Genomic DNA, 15736 nt, shown 5'->3' with positions numbered 1-15736 from the left:
CGGGGGCCTCGGCCGTCCTCAGTTCAGGTGTCTCACACCGTCATTGACGACTCGCCCGGCCACGCCGACCCAGCCTTCGGCGCTCCACGTCGTGTCGATGACGGAGCCCTTGCCCTGGGTGATCCGCAGGCTCTGGCTCAGGTAATCGGTGATCCGCATCGCCGCCGAACCGGTCGCCTCGTCCTCGACCACACCGAGGCTGGCGGCGAACGTGCGCGACCGCAACGACCCGGCCGCCCGATCGGTCCAGGCCCACAGGTAGTGCGCGGTGTCGTCGGGATAGTCCGACGGGTCGGCGGCGAGAACCTCGTCGGCCGAAGCGAATTCGTGCAGGGCGAATTCGGGTGCCCAGTCCGAGCGGGCGTTGATGCTGGCGCGGTGTTCGTCGTGACCCACCTGCACGAGCCCGGCCGGCACCTGCAGCGTGTTGATCGGCGAACCGTTCTCGCGCAGCCACCAGGTCGCGCCGACGGTCGGGTGCCCGGCGAACGGCAGTTCGGTTCGCGGCGTGTAGATGGTGGCGTGCGCGGTGGCGGAGCCGGGGGCCGGAGGAACGACGAAAACGGTTTCGCTGTAGCCCAATTGGGTTGCCAGCCGCTGTCGGGCCGCGACCTCGACCTGGCCGGCGTCCACCACACCCAGCGGGTTACCGAAATTGCCGTCCGAATCGGTGAACACCCGCAGCACCGTCACGTCGATCCCCATGGCCCGACTGTACGACGCGGCACCCGGCCGCATCGATCAAGGTGATCAGGTGGCGCTGCGCTCGTCGGACCCCATGGCGTTCAGCACCGCGACGCGAGTGGGCGCGGAGCCCGAGACGGCCTGCTCGCCGCCGCCGGTGCGGAGCAGGCCGCGAAGGCGGGCCTGGTCGTATTCGGCGGGTTCGGTGGAGTCGATGAAGCGCTCGACGACGTCGATGAACCGCGCCGGGTCGTCGTGGAAGGGGAAGTGGCCGGAACCTTCGAAGATTTCCAGCCGCGAGCCCGGCATCGCCGCATGCGCCATCCACGCATGCCGGACGGGAACCACCACATCCTTTGTGCCCCAGATGATCTGCACCGGAATGGCTTCGGTCAAATAACATCGGTCGAGCATGGTGACGATCTGCCCACGCCAATCCACCACCGCCCGCAGCGTCCTGCTGAACGCCGCGGAGGCCGTCGGTTCGGGCAGGTCGTCGAGGATTCGCAACACGTTGGGCAGGTCGCGGCCCAGCCCGGTGCTGCCCAACGCCAGGCCCAGGACGCGGCCCATGGCCTGAACCGCGGGCAGCACCAGCGGCAACCGCAGCAGCGCGATCGCCTCGCTGCCCATCGGCAGTGAAGCCCAGCGCAGCACGAAGTTGACGTCCTTGGTGACGCCGCCGGCGCCGACCAGGATGAGCCGTTCCACCAAATGCGGGAATTGGTAGGCGAATTGCATGGCCACGCCGCCACCGAGCGAGTGGCCGATGATGGTTACCCGCTCGATGTCGAGCACGCTGAGCAGGTCACGCATCCCGTTTGCGTACGCCGCGATCGAGTAGTCGGCGCGCGGCTTGTCGGATCGTCCGTGGCCCAGCAGATCCGGAGCGATCACCGTGAAACGCTGGGCGAGCTTGGCCTGCACGGCATTCCACGTGGTGGAGTTGTCGCCGATGCCGTGGATCAGCAGAATCGCCGGCCCGGAGCCGGCAATGCGGTAGGCCCGCTTGTAACCGTGAATGGTGCGGAACTCGAGTTTGGGTGCGGTCACTTCACGCACCGGGCGGAGCGTGCTCTTGCGCTTCCGCTCGGTCATATCGCCAACCTAGGTGTCGGGCCGGGCTAAGGGCGGCCTGGCCGGGGCGTGGTGCTGAGTGGGTCAGGCCTTGTCGTCGTCGTCGAACTTCTTCTCCGCCTGCTGGGCCAGAAATCGCTCGAACTCTGCGCCCAGCTCGTCGCCGCTAGGCAGATCCTCGTCGCGAGCCAGTAACGATCTGTTCTCCTGAGCGTCGATGAAGGCATCGTACTGGCGCTCCAGAGCGGCCACCACTTGAGCGACCTCCGCGCTCGCTTCGACCTGTTCGTCGATCTTGGCCCGGATCACCTCGGCCGCTTCGGTCAACGCCGTCAGCGGCAGCTCCAGCGACGCGGTCTTGGCGACCTGCTCGAGCAACGCCTGCGCGGCGGCCGGGTAATCGGTCTGGGTGAGGTAGTGCGGGACGTGCACGGTGTAGCCGACGACCTCGTGACCGTGCTGGCCCATCCGGTACTCCAGCAAATTGGACGCGCTGCCGGGAACCTGGATCTCCGAGATCCACGGCTGGAAGTTGGCGATCAGCTCCGGGTTGTTGGAGTGTGCGGTCATGGTGGTCGGCCGAGTGTGGGGGACCGCCATCGGGACCGTGCCGAGGCCGATGGTCTGGCGCACGTTGAGGCGCTCGGCCAGCAGCCGGACGGCGGTGATGAAGCGCTCCCACTTGAGGTCCGGTTCCATGCCGGCCAGCAACAGGAACGGCGTGCCGATCGTGTCGCGCATCGCGTACAGGCTCAGCTCGGGATCCTCGTAGTGGGTGAAGTGATCGGTCTTGAACGTCATCAGCGGACGCCGTGAGCGGTAGTCCAGTAATTCGTCGATCGCGAAGGACGCGACCAGCTCGGTGTCCAGCACCGCCTTCAGGTGCGCGGCTGCCAGTTTGATGGCATGACCGGCGTCGGAAAAGCCCTCCAAGGCGTGCACCAATACCGGACCGCGGCCGTCGGACGTCGACAATTGCGGTGCCGGCAGCTCGAGCTCGTACATCCCAGCCTGCCCTGGCTGGTACTGATCACCTGGGTCTCGGTGGTGAGACATCTGCGATCGCCTCCTCTCGGGGGTCTCTTCAGGGTGCCCTACCAAGTGTCCCCCGAATCAGGCGGCACCCGACATCTATCAGCGAACTTCGTAGTCACGCTGTGAGCTGAAACGCGATAGTCCTCAGGCGTAATCCGCGAACGGCACCCGGGCGCCGGTGGCGCGCTCGCCGGCAAACCCTGTGGCGCACCGCGATGTGCGGAAGTCGGCTTGTCGACCACCGGTCAGGCATGATGAAGGCGATGCGCATTCGGATCCTGATGCTCTGCTTGGCGGTGGGGGTGGCAACGTCGCTGGCGGCCTGTCGTCCTCCCGTCCAGCATGCGTCGGGCGCTCCTGTTTCCGCCCCGCGCGTCGGCGGCCCGGTGCAACGGCTCAGCCAGCCCGAGCAGAAGGCCGTCGCGGGCCCGGTCGAGCCGGATCGGCGTATCGGGGCGATTTTCATCGACGGCGGCCCGCTGCACGTCTGCACGGGCTCGGTGGTGCATTCCGCGGGCGGCAACCTGATGATGACCGCCGCACACTGCCTGGCCGGCGCCTCCCTGATCACCTTCGTCCCCGGTTTCGCCGGGGACGCCGCACCCGGTCCCGCCGATGTGTGGAAGGCCGACGCGGTCTACCTCGATCCACGCTGGATGGCCAGCAAGGACCCGCACGCCGACTACGCGATCGCGCGAGTCAGCAACGAGGCCGGCGTTCCCGTCGAGTCGCGGGTCGGCCTGGCGCTGACGCTGGGCGTGACGCCCCCGCCGGGCAGCCGCGTCACGGTGCTCGGCTATCCGGCGGGCGTGGGTGGCTCGCCCATCGGGTGTCAGGCCAGCACGTCCGTCACCGACACCGGGTTCCCCGCGCTGGCCTGCGAGGGCCTGGTGGACGGCACCAGCGGCGCGCCCTGGGTCAGCGGCACGACGCTGATCGGGCTGATCGGTGGTCTCGAGCGGGGCGGCTGCGCCGCGAGCATGTCGTATTCGGCGCCGTTCGACGCGCAGACCGCGGAGCTGCTGCATCGGGCAGAGGTCGGTGGGCCCGGCGATCCGGTCCCGAACGACCTCTCCGACGCCTGCTAGTTGTGATCGTCAGCGCGGCGGGTCGCCACCACCGGGTTAGTGGCGGAACTGGTTGAGCGCCCGGACTTTGTTCATCACGTCGAGCGCCGCGACCTTGTAGGCCTCGGAGAACGTGGGGTAGTTGAACACCGCGTCCACCAGGTACTCAACCGTGCCCCCGCAGCCCATCACGGCCTGGCCGATGTGCACCATCTCGGTGGCGCTGGTGCCGAAGATGTGCACGCCCAGCAGCTTGAGGTCCTCGGTGGACACCAACAGTTTGAGCATCCCGTAGGAGTCGCCGGCGATCTGGCCGCGGGCAAGCTCGCGGTACCTGGCCACGCCGACCTCGTAGGGCACTGAGTTCTTCGTCAGCTCCACCTCGGTGGCGCCGACGTAGGAGACCTCGGGGATGGAGTAGATGCCGATCGGCTGCAGTTCGGTGATGCCGTCGGTCGGCTCCCCGAACGCGTGGTAGGCGGCCACCCGGCCCTGCTCCATCGACGTCGCGGCCAGCGCCGGGAAGCCGATGACGTCACCGACGGCGTAGATGTGCGGCACCTTGGTCCGGAAGAAGTCGTCGACGAAGATCCGGCCGCGGTTGTCGGCCTCGAGTTCCGCGTTGTGCAGGTCGAGGTGGTCGGTCTGGCCCTGCCGCCCGGCCGAGTACATCACCGTCTCGGCGGGGATCTGCTTGCCACTGGCCAGGGTGGTGACGGTGCCCGCCGAGCCGACGTCGACCGCGGTCACCTCCTCACCGAACCGGAACGTCACCGCCAGGTCGCGCAGGTGGAACTTCAGCGCCTCGACGACTTCGGGGTCACAGAAGTCGAGCATGTCGTCGCGCTTCTCTACGACGGTGACCTTGGTGCCCAGCGCGGCGAACATCGAGGCGTACTCGATGCCGATGACGCCCGCGCCGACCACCACCATCGAGGTGGGCAGCGACTTGAGATCGAGGATCCCGTCGGAGTCGAGCACGCGGTGCTCGTCGAACTCGACGCCGGAGGGCCGGGCCGGCCGGGTGCCGGTGGCGATGACGACGTATTTGCCTGTGATGGTTATCTTTTCGCGCCGCGACGGATCCTCGACCTCGATGGTGTGTGCGTCGACGAAACGCCCGTGGCCAATCAGCAGGTCGATGCGGTTGCGCATCAGCTGGTTGCGGACCACGTCGACTTCCTTGCCGATCACGTGCTGGGTTCGGGCCAGCAGGTCGGCCGGGGTGATCTTCTCCTTCACGCGGTAGCTCGCACCGTAGAGCTCGCGCTGGCTCATCCCGGTGAGATAGAGGACCGCCTCGCGCAATGTCTTTGACGGAATGGTGCCGGTCTGGACGCACACACCGCCGAGCATCTGGCCGCGCTCGACGACGGCGACCGACTTACCGAGCTTGGCCGAGGCGATGGCGGCCTTCTGTCCGCCGGGGCCGGACCCGATGACCACCATGTCGTACTCTTGCGCCGAACTCATGGCTTAAACAGTAAGGCAGCACAACGCACAGTGCTGGGTTCATCCACAGGTCCGCTGCCGCACCCGCGCACGCGCGCACCGGTTGACGGTGGCGGCCGTCAGCGTTGGTCCTCATGACGACGCCTCGAGAAGACTTCGAACTTTCCCGCCCCGGTGCACTCATCGCCGCGCTGCCGGCCGTTCTCGGCTTCGTTCCCGAAAATTCATTGGTATTAGTGTCTTTGGGCGACGGGGAACTCGGTTCGGTGATGCGCGTCGACCTCTCCGAGGAGCTTGCCGATCGGGTTGAGCATTTGGCGGAGGTCGCCGCCGCGGCGGCCCCCGAGGCTGTCATCGCGGTGATCGTCGACGCGGACGGGGCCTACTGTCCCAGCTGCAACGAGGAATACCGGCAGCTGGCGGCGGCGCTGGCAGAAGCCTTGTCGCAGCACCACATTGAGCTGTGGGCCACGCACGTCGTCGACCAGGTGGCCCTCGGCGGCCGCTGGCACTGCGCCGAGGGCTGCGGGTCGAGCGGCCTGGTCGACGATCCCGCGGCCTCCCCGCTGGCCGCCGCGGCGGTGTTGGAGGGCAGGCGGCTCTATCCGCGGCGTGCCGACCTGCAGGCGGTCATCGCGCCCGACGACCCGGCGCGCACCGCCACGCTGGCCGACGCGGTCCGGCAGCAGGCCGCCCGGCGCCGGGCGGCACATCGTGCGCATCCGGTCCGCTGCACCCGCGGCGACGTGGAGACGGCGATGGCCGCCGCCGCCCGGGTCGCGGCCGGGGAGCCGCTGTCCGACACCGAGATGGCGACGCTGGGCTGTGCGCTGACCGACGCGCAGGTGCGCGACATCTTGTATGCGCTCGCGGTCGGGGTGAGCGCCGGCGAGGTCGAGTCGCTGTGGGCGCTGCTGGCGCGCACGCTGCCGCCGCCGTGGCGGGTCGAGGCGCTGGTGCTGATCGCGTTCAGTGCGTACGCCCGCGGCGACGGCCCGCTCGCCGGGGTGTCGCTGCAGGAGGCGCTGCGCTGTGCGCCCGACCATCGCATGGCGGGCATGCTGGACACCGCATTGCAGTCGGGGCTGCGGCCCGAGGACATCCGGGACCTGGCGCTGACGGGCTACCGGCTGGCCAAGCGGTTCGGCGTGCAGCTACCGCCGCGACGGCCGTTCGGCCGCAGGGCGGGATAGTGGCGATCGCAAGCGCGGCGCAGCCGGGAGAAGCGGGTCGCCACAATCGGGCTAGGCGGGCACGAACGGCCCGGGTCAGACCTTCTCGACCTTGACCGCGTGCGCCATCTCGTGCGGCAGGGTGACGTTCTCGTGGCCCGGAATGACGATGGTCACCCCGGCGGAGCCGTTCTCGACGGTGACGCGTGCGTTCGGGACGACGCCGGCGTCTTTCAGGCGTGAGATCAGGTCGATGTCGCCCTGGACGTGCTCGGTCAGTTGGCGTACCACCACGGCCACCGGCGCGCCGGCCGGTAACTCGGTCAGCCGGACCAGGGGACCGTCCTCGGACCAGGACTCGGGGCCCACGCCCAGGTCGAGGAGTCCGGGGATCGGGTTGCCGAACGGCGAGGTTGTGGGGTGGTTGAGCACCTTCACCAGGCGCCGTTCGACGTCCTCGCTCATCACGTGCTCCCAGCGGCACGCCTCGGCGTGGACCTCTTCCCAGGGCAGGCCGATGACGTCGACCAGCAGGCGTTCGGCGAGGCGGTGCTTGCGCATCACGGAAATTGCCAGCGCGCGGCCCTTATCGGTGAGCTCGAGGTGGCGGTCACCGGCCACGTGAAGTAAACCGTCCCGCTCCATGCGCGACACGGTTTGGCTGACAGTCGGCCCGCTCTGATCGAGGCGTTCGGCGATGCGGGCACGTAGCGGCGTCACGCCCTCTTCTTCGAGGTCGTAGATGGTCCGCAAATACATCTCGGTGGTGTCAACCAGGTCGTTCATTCAGCACCCTCCGTCGACGCTGAGTCTACTTGGCCAGCTGCGTGAATGGTTGTAACGCCTCCCAGGCAAGCAGTATGCCCGCCGCTGACGCGGCGGGCATACCGTCTGCTACCTAGCTTGAGTGAGGTGTTAGCTCGCGTACGACCGTAGCCTGTCGGCGCGCTCCCCGTTGCGGAGTTTGGACATTACGTCCCGCTCGATCTGGCGGACCCGCTCGCGAGACAGACCGAACAGCTTGCCGATCTGGTCCAGGGTGCGCGGCTGGCCGTCGTCCAGGCCGAAACGCAACCGGATCACCTGGTGCTCACGCTCGTCCAGGGTGGCCAGCACGCTGCGGATGTCGGTGTGCAGCAACTCGGCGATCACCGCGTTCTCGGCGGACATCGCCTCGGCGTCCTCGATGAAGTCGCCCAACGGGGCTTCCTCCTCCGAGCCGACGGGCATGTCCAGGCTCACCGGGTCGCGACTGTGCTCGAGCAGGTCGTTGATCTTCTCGACCGGGATGCCGGACTCGGCGGCCAGTTCCTCGTCGGTCGCCTCGCGGCCCAGGTTCTGATGCATCTCGCGCTTGATCCGCGCCAGCTTGTTGACCTGCTCCACCAGATGAACCGGCAGCCGGATGGTGCGGCTCTGGTCGGCCATGCCGCGGGTGATGGCCTGACGGATCCACCACGTCGCGTAGGTCGAGAACTTGAAACCCTTTGTGTAGTCGAACTTTTCCATCGCGCGGATCAGCCCGAGGTTGCCCTCCTGGATCAGGTCCAGCAGCGGCATGCCGCGACCCGTGTACCGCTTGGCCAGCGACACCACCAGACGAAGGTTCGCTTCCAACAGGTGACGGCGCGCCGCCTGCCCGTCGCGAACCACGGCCTCCAGATCGCGTTTGCGGTTCTCCCCGAGGCGCTTACGCGTTGCAAGCAGGTGTTCGGCGTAAAGCCCGGCTTCGATGCGCTTGGCGAGTTCGACCTCGCCTGCCGCGTTGAGGAGTGCCGTCTTACCGATACCGTTGAGATATACGCGCACTAGATCCGCTGCGGGGCTTTGAGCATCCAGATCGCCGTCAAATCTGCTCGTGCTGGCGTTCGCCATAGCGACCTCCCGTTCGGCTTTGTTCTGTCATGGAGTTCAACGACAGATCAGCTCTGAGAGTTCCCAGCGATTCGCCATCTCACACGTCTTGACGTGCAGAAATGTGCCGAAGACCTGAGAATGTCCTGAGAACCCCGCCGGGGCGGCACCTTCAACAGAAACGACGGCTAGCCGTGATCGATTCCGCCCGGCGCGTCCGGCGGCCACTCCGGCTGCGGGTGCTGCGGGGCCTCGAGCGCGCGATGTTCGGCCCGGGGGAAAAGGGGGGTGCGCTGGCGGGCGTTGTCGAACCGGCGCGGCTCGTCGGCACTGCGCGGGGGCCGGTCGTTGGCGATCAAAACGGCCATCCACGGCAACGGGATTGACAGCGCCACGATCCCCAGGGAGATCAGCCCGTTGTGCCACGCGCCGTAGGCGAGCGCGGCCAGGATCAGCGCCGGGATCCGGAAAGCCATCAAGGTCAGGTATTTACGGACTCGCGCACGGTGCTGCTCCTCATACGAGGTCGCTGCGGCGGTGATGAGCACTGGGCGGCCTTTGTTGCCGTCAAAGTCATCGAACCCCGGGTCGGAGCCGTGCTTCATTTCTCCACTGTCCCACAACTGGCCGATTCCGGCTCGGCCGGTTTCCCGGCCTGCTGGGCAGTGCACAATGTCAGGTATGCAGACCCAAACGATCGAACGCACCGAGACCGACGAACGCGTCGACGACGGGACCGGCAGCGACACCCCGAAGTACTTCCACTACGTCAAGAAGGACAAGATCGCCGAGAGCGCGGTGATGGGTAACCACGTCGTGGCGTTGTGCGGCGAGGTTTTTCCCGTCACCAAGGCGGCCAAGCCGGGCTCACCGGTCTGCCCGGACTGCAAGCAGATCTACGACCGGATGAAGAAGGGCTGATCAGCCGCGTGGCTCCGCCGGCGCGGCGTCGCGCTGCGCGGTGATCGGATTCTTGGTCACGGGATTCGACAGCGTGTCCGCCGCCTTCGCCAGCGCGGGCGAGCGCGACAGCAGCCATCTGCGCAGCCGGTGTGCGTGCGTCCTGGGCGCGGGGAATTCCTCCTGGATGGCGGCATTGAGCTCGGCGCCGATCATGATCGCGAAGCCCCCGAAGAACGAGAACAGCAGAAATGCGATCGGCGTGGACAGCGCGCCGTAGGTGTAGCCCGTACTGGTGATCCACTGCAGGTAGATCCGCAGGCCCAGGGTGGCGATCACAAACACCGCGGTGGCCAGGGCCGCGCCGAAGATCAGCCGATGCGTGGGCAGCGGCTCCGGCAACGACACGCGGTACAAGATCACGACCCCGACCATCAAGACGAGGATCAAGGCCGGGTAGTAGCCGTAGCGCAGCACGTTGGCCAGGCTGACCGGAATGTGCTCACCCACCTTGCGCGGGCCCAAGACCACCAGCGGCGCCGTCGCCACCACGAACACCAGCCCAACCACGTACAGGAACAGCGCGAACAGGCGCTGCCGCACCGGGTGGCGCAACGGCGTCTGGTCGTGCGCCTCGACCACCGAGTCGACGAACGACGAGATCGCCGACGAACCCGCCCACAGCGAGATGATGAAACCCAGCGACACCACTTCGCCGCGGGCGTGGTTGGCGATATCGCGCACGGTCGGCTCGATGATCTCGTTGACCACGCTGCGGGAGAACACGCTGTGCGCCGTCGAGATCAGCTGGCGCAGGATGCTGGGCAGCATGTCGGGCCCGAACAGCGGAGCCACATAGGCCAGGGTGCCCAACAGCCCGAGCAGCAACGGCGGGAGTGACAGCGCCGACCAAAAACCAGCCTGAGCCGACTCCGAGAAAATCGAGTCGTCCCAACTCTTGGAGAGAGTCCTCAGGGTGATTCGCCAAATGTGGTGGCGCGACGGTTTCGCGACCTGCTCGCTCATACCCGTCCAGCATTACCGAAGATCGCTCGCGCCGCTCACATTGGCGATGGGCGAGTTCGCTGCGGGTTAGCTTTCGCTGAACTCCAGCACGGCGTCCAGCTCGGTCAGCTTCGCCTCGTGCTCGTTGGCGTGATGCTGGCAGAAGAGAAGCTCCAGTCCGGAAGGCAGCTTGGCGCGTACCCGAGCCGCAGCACCGCAGCGGTCGCAGCGGTCGGCGCGGGTCAGTTCTGGACTCGTCAGAGTTGCATTCATGGCTTCTCCGTTCTCGTGCATTCACTTTCTCAGACGTATGGCGTTTTCGCCTTGTTCCCCGATCGTTATCGGTGTGTCGTTTCTCACGGGCTGGTCGAGTTTTGGTTTGGGCGATCTCTAGGGTGTCGAAGTTGTGACCTTCGTTCCTGATGCCCTGGTGCACCTGTGCGGAACCGAGCAGTGGGCGCGGGCCCGCCGGCTGGGCGCCATCCAGCCGGACACCGCCGGTGGCGAGTTCATCCATCTGTCGACGCCGGAGCAGGTGCACCTGCCGGCCAATCGGCTCTACCGCGGTCGTAGCGACCTTGTCCTGCTGCACATCGACCCGGCCCGGCTTGCCGCGCCGCTGCGGTGGGAGCCGGGGGTGGCAACCGATCCGGAGTCGATGTTGTTCCCGCATCTGTACGGCCCCCTGCCGGTGGCCGCTGTGGTCCGGGTCACTGCCTACCCACCGGCCGGCGACGGCTCCTTCGCGCCGATCTCCGGGGAAGGGGAGTCGACGTAGGCGTCGGCCTCGATCTCCACCAGCAGCTCGGGAGCGATCAGCGCCGAGACCTCGATCATGGTGGCCGCCGGGCGGATCGCGCCGAAGACCTGCTCGTGCACGGCGCCCACCTCGCGCCAGCGCGAGATGTCGGTGACGTAGATGCGGGTGCGCACCACGTCGGTGAGCGCTGCGCCCGCTTGCTGCAACGCAATCTCGATGCGGCGCAAAGCATCTCGTGCCTGCGCAGCGATGTCGCCCGCGGGTCCCGCGCCGGTTGTCCCGGCCACCGACACCAGCGGCCCGACCCGCACCGCGCGCGAATATCCAACCACCGACTCGAATTCGGAGTCGGACGTCACCAGCCGACGGTCGCCTGACATGATGGCACTGAATGGTGTTGCGGCGCGCCGGATCTCAGTCGAGGTAGTCGCGCAGCACCTGCGAGCGGCTGGGGTGGCGCAGCTTCGACATCGTCTTGGACTCGATCTGGCGGATACGCTCACGGGTCACGCCGTAAACCTGGCCGATCTCGTCCAGGGTGCGCGGCTGGCCGTCGGTGAGACCGAAACGCAGTCGTACTACGCCCGCCTCGCGCTCTGACAGCGTCTCGAGCACCGACTGGAGCTGGTCCTGCAGCAGCGTGAACGACACCGCGTCCACGGCCACCACGGCCTCGCTGTCCTCGATGAAGTCGCCCAACTGGCTGTCGCCCTCGTCGCCGATGGTCTGGTCCAGCGAAATCGGCTCGCGGGCGTATTGCTGGATCTCCAGCACCTTTTCGGGCGTGATGTCCATTTCCTTGGCCAGCTCTTCGGGCGTGGGCTCGCGGCCCAGGTCCTGCAGCAGCTCGCGCTGGATACGGCCCAGCTTGTTGATGACCTCGACCATGTGCACCGGGATGCGGATGGTGCGGGCCTGGTCGGCCATGGCGCGGGTGATGGCCTGACGGATCCACCACGTCGCGTACGTGGAGAACTTGTAACCCTTGGTGTAGTCGAACTTCTCGACCGCGCGGATCAGGCCCAGGTTGCCCTCCTGGATGAGGTCCAGGAACGCCATGCCGCGGCCGGTGTAGCGCTTGGCCAGCGACACCACCAGTCGCAGGTTGGCTTCGAGCAGGTGGTTCTTCGCGCGGTCGCCGTCGCGGCAGATCCACACCATGTCGCGGCGCTGGGCGGCCGGCAGTTTGTCGCCGCGCTCGGTCAGCTCGGTCATCAGCTGCGTGGCATACAGCCCGGCCTCGATCCGCTTGGCCAGCTCGACCTCTTCCTCGGCGTTGAGCAGCGCGACCTTACCGATCTGCTTGAGGTAGGCGCGAACCGAGTCGGCGGAGGCCGTCAGCTCGGCGTCCTTGCGGGCCTGCCGCAACGCCTCGGATTCGTCCTCGTCCCACACGAAATCGCCGGAGGCCTTGTCCTTTTCGCTGGGCTCGGCGATTTCCTCGTCGTCCTCCGCGGCGGCATCGGCGGCCTTGGCGGCGGGCTTCACGGCGACTACTTCGTCACCCTCGGCCTCGGCCTCGGCCTCGGCCTCGTCGGAGTCGGACTCGTCGGCGTCTTCGCCGTCGGCCGCTACATCGACCTCGAGGTCGTCGAGGCTGAGGTCGGCGTCGATCTCGAGGTCTTCGCCGGGCTCACCCTCGAGGTCGGGTTCGTTGTCGAGATCCTCGACGGCACCGTCGGAATCGAGGGCGTCCGGATCCGCCGGCCCACCCTTGGCCGCTTTGGTTCCGCGCGCCGACGGGGCCTTGGCGCCCTTGGCTGCGGCGCCGGCCTTCTTGGGGTCGGTTGCGTCGGCCTCGGACTTGGTGGACGGCGTTGCCTTGGCGGCCCGCTTCGCGGGTGCCGATCCATTGGCGGCCTTGGCCGCCGGTCGCTTGGCGGGGGACGACGGAGACTTCGTGGCGGTGCGTTTCACCGGCCCATCCGTCGCCGGGCTTGCTTTCGTCGCTGCCACTTACACCCCTTCGTTTGGGCTCACCTTCGGTGGGTATTGGGCATGGTTAACCGAAAGTGTCTGCTATGTCCGATGTCGGCGTTGGTATCAGCGTGGTAGGTGCACGCTATCGGTTGGGCGTTCGCCGAGGACCATTGTAACGACAGTGCGCGCTACTCCGGCTCTGCCGGGCGAAATCAGTGAGTCACGTCCGAGGTGGCGGCCATGGCCGCGCCGACGATCCCGGCGGTGTTGAGCAGGGCCGCGGCCACCACCGGGGTGCGGTTGGTCAGCAGCGGCACCCATTTTTCGGCCTTGCGGCTGATTCCGCCGCCCGCGATGAACAGATCCGGCCACACCGCGTTCTCGATGCTCACCAGCACTTTGGTCACCTGCTTGGCCCACTTCTCGTAGGACCAGTCGTTCTTCTCCTTCACCGAGGACGCCGCCCGCTGCTCGGCCTCCTTGCCGCCGACCTCGAGATGGCCGAACTCGGTGTTGGGTATCAGCGTCCCGTTGTGAATCACCGCGGAGCCGATCCCGGTGCCGAAGGTCAGCAACACCACCAGGCCCGACTGGCCCTTGCCCGCGCCGTAATGTTCCTCGGCCAGCCCGGCCGCGTCGGCGTCGTTGAGGACGACGACTTCCCGACCGTCCAGCTCGGCGCTGATGACGTCGCGCGCGTTGGTGCCGATCCAGGCCTTGTCGACGTTGGCCGCGGTCTGCACCACGCCGTGGGTGACGACGCCGGGGTAGGTGACTCCGAGCGGGCCGGTCCAGTCGAAGGCGCTGACCACCTGGGCGATGGTCTTGGCCACCGCCGAGGGCGTCGCGGGCTGCGGGGTCAGTAGCTTGACCCGCTCACCGATCAGCTGCCCGGTGTCCATGTCGACGATGCCGCCCTTGATGCCACTGCCGCCGACATCGATGCCGAATCCGCGACGCTGCGGCCTGCCGTCGGTGATGGCGGTGCCGGGCGTGTCCGTGGTCGAGTCGGTGCTGGTCATCGAATCTCCTCGGCGTGACTGGGCTGTGCGCCCACCTTAGCGCCGCGTCCGTGTCGCCCGTGGCGTCTGCGCGGCCGTGGCGACTGTGATGCGATAGGCCGGTGACCCCTTCCGATGACGAGCTCGTACGGCTGCGCTCGGTCGCCGAATCCCTGGCCGCTCAGGCCGCCGCATTCGTGAGGCGTCGGCGGGCAGAGGTTTTCGGCGCCGACGCGGGCGGCTCGAAAGTCCCAGACGGTGGCGCGGTGCGCTCGAAGAGCACCCCGACGGACCCGGTGACCGTGGTCGACACCGAAACGGAACGGCTGTTGCGCGACCGGTTGGCCGAATTACGGCCCGGGGACCCGGTTCTCGGCGAGGAAGGCGGCGGGCCCGCCGATCCGGCGGGCACCCCGGCCGGATCGGTCACCTGGGTGCTCGATCCCATCGACGGCACGGTGAATTTCGTCTACGGCATTCCCGCCTACGCGGTGTCGGTCGGCGCACAGGTCAACGGCGAGTCGGTGGCCGGGGCGGTCGCCGACGTGATCGGAAACCGGGTGTATTCGGCGGCGCTGGGCCTGGGTGCGCATGTCACCGACGACGAGGGGACGCAGTTGTTGCAGAGCTCCGCGGTCGACGATTTGTCGATGGCGTTGCTGGGCACCGGTTTCGGCTATTCGCGGCAGCGCCGCGCGGCGCAGGCGGCGCTGTTGGCCCGGATGCTTCCGGTGGTCCGCGACGTCCGTCGCATCGGTTCGGCCGCACTTGATCTGTGCATGGTCGCCTCGGGTCGGCTCGACGCTTACTACGAGCACGGCCTGCAGGTGTGGGATCGCGCCGCCGGTGCGCTGATCGCTGCGGAGGCGGGGGCCCGGGTGGTGCTGCCCGCGCCCGGCGTGAACGGGGCCGGTCTGGCGCTGGCCGCCGCGCCCGGCATCGCCGACGAGCTGCTGGCCGTCCTGGAGCGTTTCAACGGCCTGGATCCGATTCTGGATTGACCGCCGGCGTCAGCAGCTGCTGGCGTGAATCTTGGCCAGCAGCGTGGGATCTGAGGGCTCGGTGGCGCCGGGACGCAGGGTGGCGAGCACCGCGTCGATGTCATCGTCGTGGGCCAACGCGCTGAAGTCGGTGCCCAGGGACAGGTCGACGGAATCGTCGGCGCGGTTGTCGTTGAACAGCTCGGTGCACGGGGCCACCAGCCACACGGCCGCCGCGGTGGCCTGTCCGGCGGTGCCGAACCGGATCTGGCCCTGGCAGGTGAGTCTGGTGCCCGCATAGAGGGGATCGTTGGCGGCGGTCGGTTGCGCGAAGCCGAGGTCTTTCATCGCCCCGGCGACATCGCCGGCCTGCCCGCCCCGGCCGCTGGCGTTGAGGACACGAACCTTGGTGTCGGCGAGTTTGGCGGGTGTGACGTCCATCATGGCGCTGCGCGACACCTGCTCACCGAGCTGGGCCGGCGCCGAACCGGCCGCCTGGGGCGGGGGATTGCACACCACGGCTTCGTGCACCTTGGCGGGCCGCGTCAGCGCAATCGTCCAGATCACGCCGGTGGCCACCGCCAGAAGCACCACCACGACAATGGCCGGCCGGGGGTTGCGCCGCCGAAAAGGGCGGCCGTGCTTGTCAAAGGCTGTACCCTCGGTGATTTGCGTGACCACAGCTGCACTCTAGCCGCACGCTAAACCCACTGTTCAGACACGAGCGCAAGGGTAAAAATAGGGGTGTGACGTAAATCACACGTTAACGGGCCGCGATACGGGCACGAATCGTTTGGTGGATGCGTTCGACGCTGGTACAAAGCGATGC

18 protein-coding genes are annotated in these 15736 nt (G+C 67.6%); 5 read left to right on the top strand and 13 right to left on the bottom strand.

Features of this window, described 5'->3' with window-relative positions; genetic code table 11:
- Nucleotides 1-18: 18 nt before the first annotated feature.
- The 3 genes from MTY59_RS25755 to MTY59_RS25745 form a co-directional block, all read right to left on the bottom strand.
- Complete coding sequence (locus MTY59_RS25755) at nucleotides 19-705, bottom strand: PhzF family phenazine biosynthesis protein (protein ID WP_221043654.1); 687 nt, start codon at nucleotides 703-705, stop codon at nucleotides 19-21.
- A 45-nt stretch (nucleotides 706-750) separates the two neighbouring features.
- Nucleotides 751-1782: an alpha/beta fold hydrolase gene (locus MTY59_RS25750; RefSeq protein ID WP_221043653.1), complete on the bottom strand. Its 1032-nt coding sequence runs from the start codon at nucleotides 1780-1782 to the stop codon at nucleotides 751-753.
- A gap of 63 nt (nucleotides 1783-1845) precedes the next feature.
- Entirely contained in the window at nucleotides 1846-2817 is a 972-nt protein-coding gene (locus tag MTY59_RS25745; RefSeq protein WP_064951798.1) for a proteasome assembly chaperone family protein, read from the bottom strand.
- 230 nt (nucleotides 2818-3047) lie between these two features.
- Between MTY59_RS25745 and MTY59_RS25740 the strand changes: the two genes are divergently transcribed.
- Nucleotides 3048-3884: a trypsin-like serine peptidase gene (locus MTY59_RS25740; RefSeq protein WP_221043652.1), complete on the top strand. Its 837-nt coding sequence runs from the start codon at nucleotides 3048-3050 to the stop codon at nucleotides 3882-3884.
- 36 nt (nucleotides 3885-3920) lie between these two features.
- On the opposite strand, the gene sthA is transcribed toward MTY59_RS25740, so the two are convergent.
- Nucleotides 3921-5336: a Si-specific NAD(P)(+) transhydrogenase gene (sthA, locus tag MTY59_RS25735; protein WP_221043651.1), complete on the bottom strand. Its 1416-nt coding sequence runs from the start codon at nucleotides 5334-5336 to the stop codon at nucleotides 3921-3923.
- A 113-nt stretch (nucleotides 5337-5449) separates the two neighbouring features.
- Between sthA and MTY59_RS25730 the strand changes: the two genes are divergently transcribed.
- On the top strand, nucleotides 5450-6508 hold the full coding sequence (locus tag MTY59_RS25730; RefSeq protein ID WP_221043650.1) for a DUF4192 domain-containing protein: 1059 nt from the start codon (nucleotides 5450-5452) through the stop codon (nucleotides 6506-6508).
- Nucleotides 6509-6583: 75 nt separating this feature from the next.
- Here the strand turns inward: MTY59_RS25730 and MTY59_RS25725 are convergent, their stop codons facing one another.
- The 3 genes from MTY59_RS25725 to MTY59_RS25715 form a co-directional block, all read right to left on the bottom strand.
- Nucleotides 6584-7273: an iron-dependent transcriptional repressor DtxR gene (locus MTY59_RS25725; RefSeq protein ID WP_064879654.1), complete on the bottom strand. Its 690-nt coding sequence runs from the start codon at nucleotides 7271-7273 to the stop codon at nucleotides 6584-6586.
- Nucleotides 7274-7402: 129 nt separating this feature from the next.
- Nucleotides 7403-8362, bottom strand: a complete 960-nt coding sequence (sigB, locus tag MTY59_RS25720) for a sigma-70 family RNA polymerase sigma factor SigB (RefSeq protein WP_007774892.1) — start codon at nucleotides 8360-8362, stop codon at nucleotides 7403-7405.
- 167 nt (nucleotides 8363-8529) lie between these two features.
- Complete coding sequence (locus tag MTY59_RS25715) at nucleotides 8530-8964, bottom strand: DUF3099 domain-containing protein (RefSeq protein ID WP_221043649.1); 435 nt, start codon at nucleotides 8962-8964, stop codon at nucleotides 8530-8532.
- 58 nt (nucleotides 8965-9022) lie between these two features.
- Here MTY59_RS25715 and MTY59_RS25710 point away from each other — a divergent pair, with 58 nt between their 5' ends.
- Nucleotides 9023-9262: a DUF3039 domain-containing protein gene (locus MTY59_RS25710; RefSeq protein WP_064879665.1), complete on the top strand. Its 240-nt coding sequence runs from the start codon at nucleotides 9023-9025 to the stop codon at nucleotides 9260-9262.
- Here MTY59_RS25710 and MTY59_RS25705 read toward each other — a convergent pair whose 3' ends face one another.
- Together MTY59_RS25705 and MTY59_RS25700 are read right to left on the bottom strand one after the other, a co-directional pair.
- Nucleotides 9263-10267, bottom strand: a complete 1005-nt coding sequence (locus MTY59_RS25705) for a YihY/virulence factor BrkB family protein (RefSeq protein WP_221043648.1) — start codon at nucleotides 10265-10267, stop codon at nucleotides 9263-9265.
- Nucleotides 10268-10333: 66 nt separating this feature from the next.
- Nucleotides 10334-10519, bottom strand: a complete 186-nt coding sequence (locus MTY59_RS25700; RefSeq protein ID WP_007774888.1) for a DUF7455 domain-containing protein — start codon at nucleotides 10517-10519, stop codon at nucleotides 10334-10336.
- Between the two features lie 133 nt (nucleotides 10520-10652).
- Between MTY59_RS25700 and MTY59_RS25695 the strand changes: the two genes are divergently transcribed.
- Complete coding sequence (locus MTY59_RS25695) at nucleotides 10653-11024, top strand: DUF952 domain-containing protein (protein ID WP_221043647.1); 372 nt, start codon at nucleotides 10653-10655, stop codon at nucleotides 11022-11024.
- On the opposite strand, the gene MTY59_RS25690 is transcribed toward MTY59_RS25695, so the two are convergent.
- From MTY59_RS25690 to ppgK, 3 genes are all read right to left on the bottom strand, one after another.
- Nucleotides 10964-11386, bottom strand: a complete 423-nt coding sequence (locus tag MTY59_RS25690) for a RidA family protein (protein ID WP_221043646.1) — start codon at nucleotides 11384-11386, stop codon at nucleotides 10964-10966. The genes MTY59_RS25695 and MTY59_RS25690 overlap by 61 nt on opposite strands.
- Nucleotides 11387-11420: 34 nt before the next feature.
- A complete protein-coding gene (locus tag MTY59_RS25685) occupies nucleotides 11421-12962 on the bottom strand; it encodes an RNA polymerase sigma factor (RefSeq protein ID WP_221043645.1) in 1542 nt (513 codons plus the stop codon).
- Nucleotides 12963-13138: 176 nt separating this feature from the next.
- A complete protein-coding gene (gene ppgK / locus MTY59_RS25680; protein WP_221043644.1) occupies nucleotides 13139-13948 on the bottom strand; it encodes a polyphosphate--glucose phosphotransferase in 810 nt (269 codons plus the stop codon).
- A gap of 101 nt (nucleotides 13949-14049) precedes the next feature.
- On the opposite strand from ppgK, the gene MTY59_RS25675 reads away from it, so the two are divergent.
- On the top strand, nucleotides 14050-14928 hold the full coding sequence (locus MTY59_RS25675; RefSeq protein ID WP_221043643.1) for an inositol monophosphatase family protein: 879 nt from the start codon (nucleotides 14050-14052) through the stop codon (nucleotides 14926-14928).
- A gap of 9 nt (nucleotides 14929-14937) precedes the next feature.
- Here MTY59_RS25675 and cei read toward each other — a convergent pair whose 3' ends face one another.
- Entirely contained in the window at nucleotides 14938-15588 is a 651-nt protein-coding gene (gene cei, locus MTY59_RS25670) for an envelope integrity protein Cei (RefSeq protein WP_221043642.1), read from the bottom strand.
- Between the last annotated feature and the right edge of the window lie 148 nt (nucleotides 15589-15736).

It is taken from the genome of Mycobacterium senriense (assembly GCF_019668465.1).
Taxonomy (GTDB): Bacteria; Actinomycetota; Actinomycetes; order Mycobacteriales; family Mycobacteriaceae; genus Mycobacterium; species Mycobacterium senriense.
This window is presented reverse-complemented; position numbering and strand designations above follow the sequence as displayed.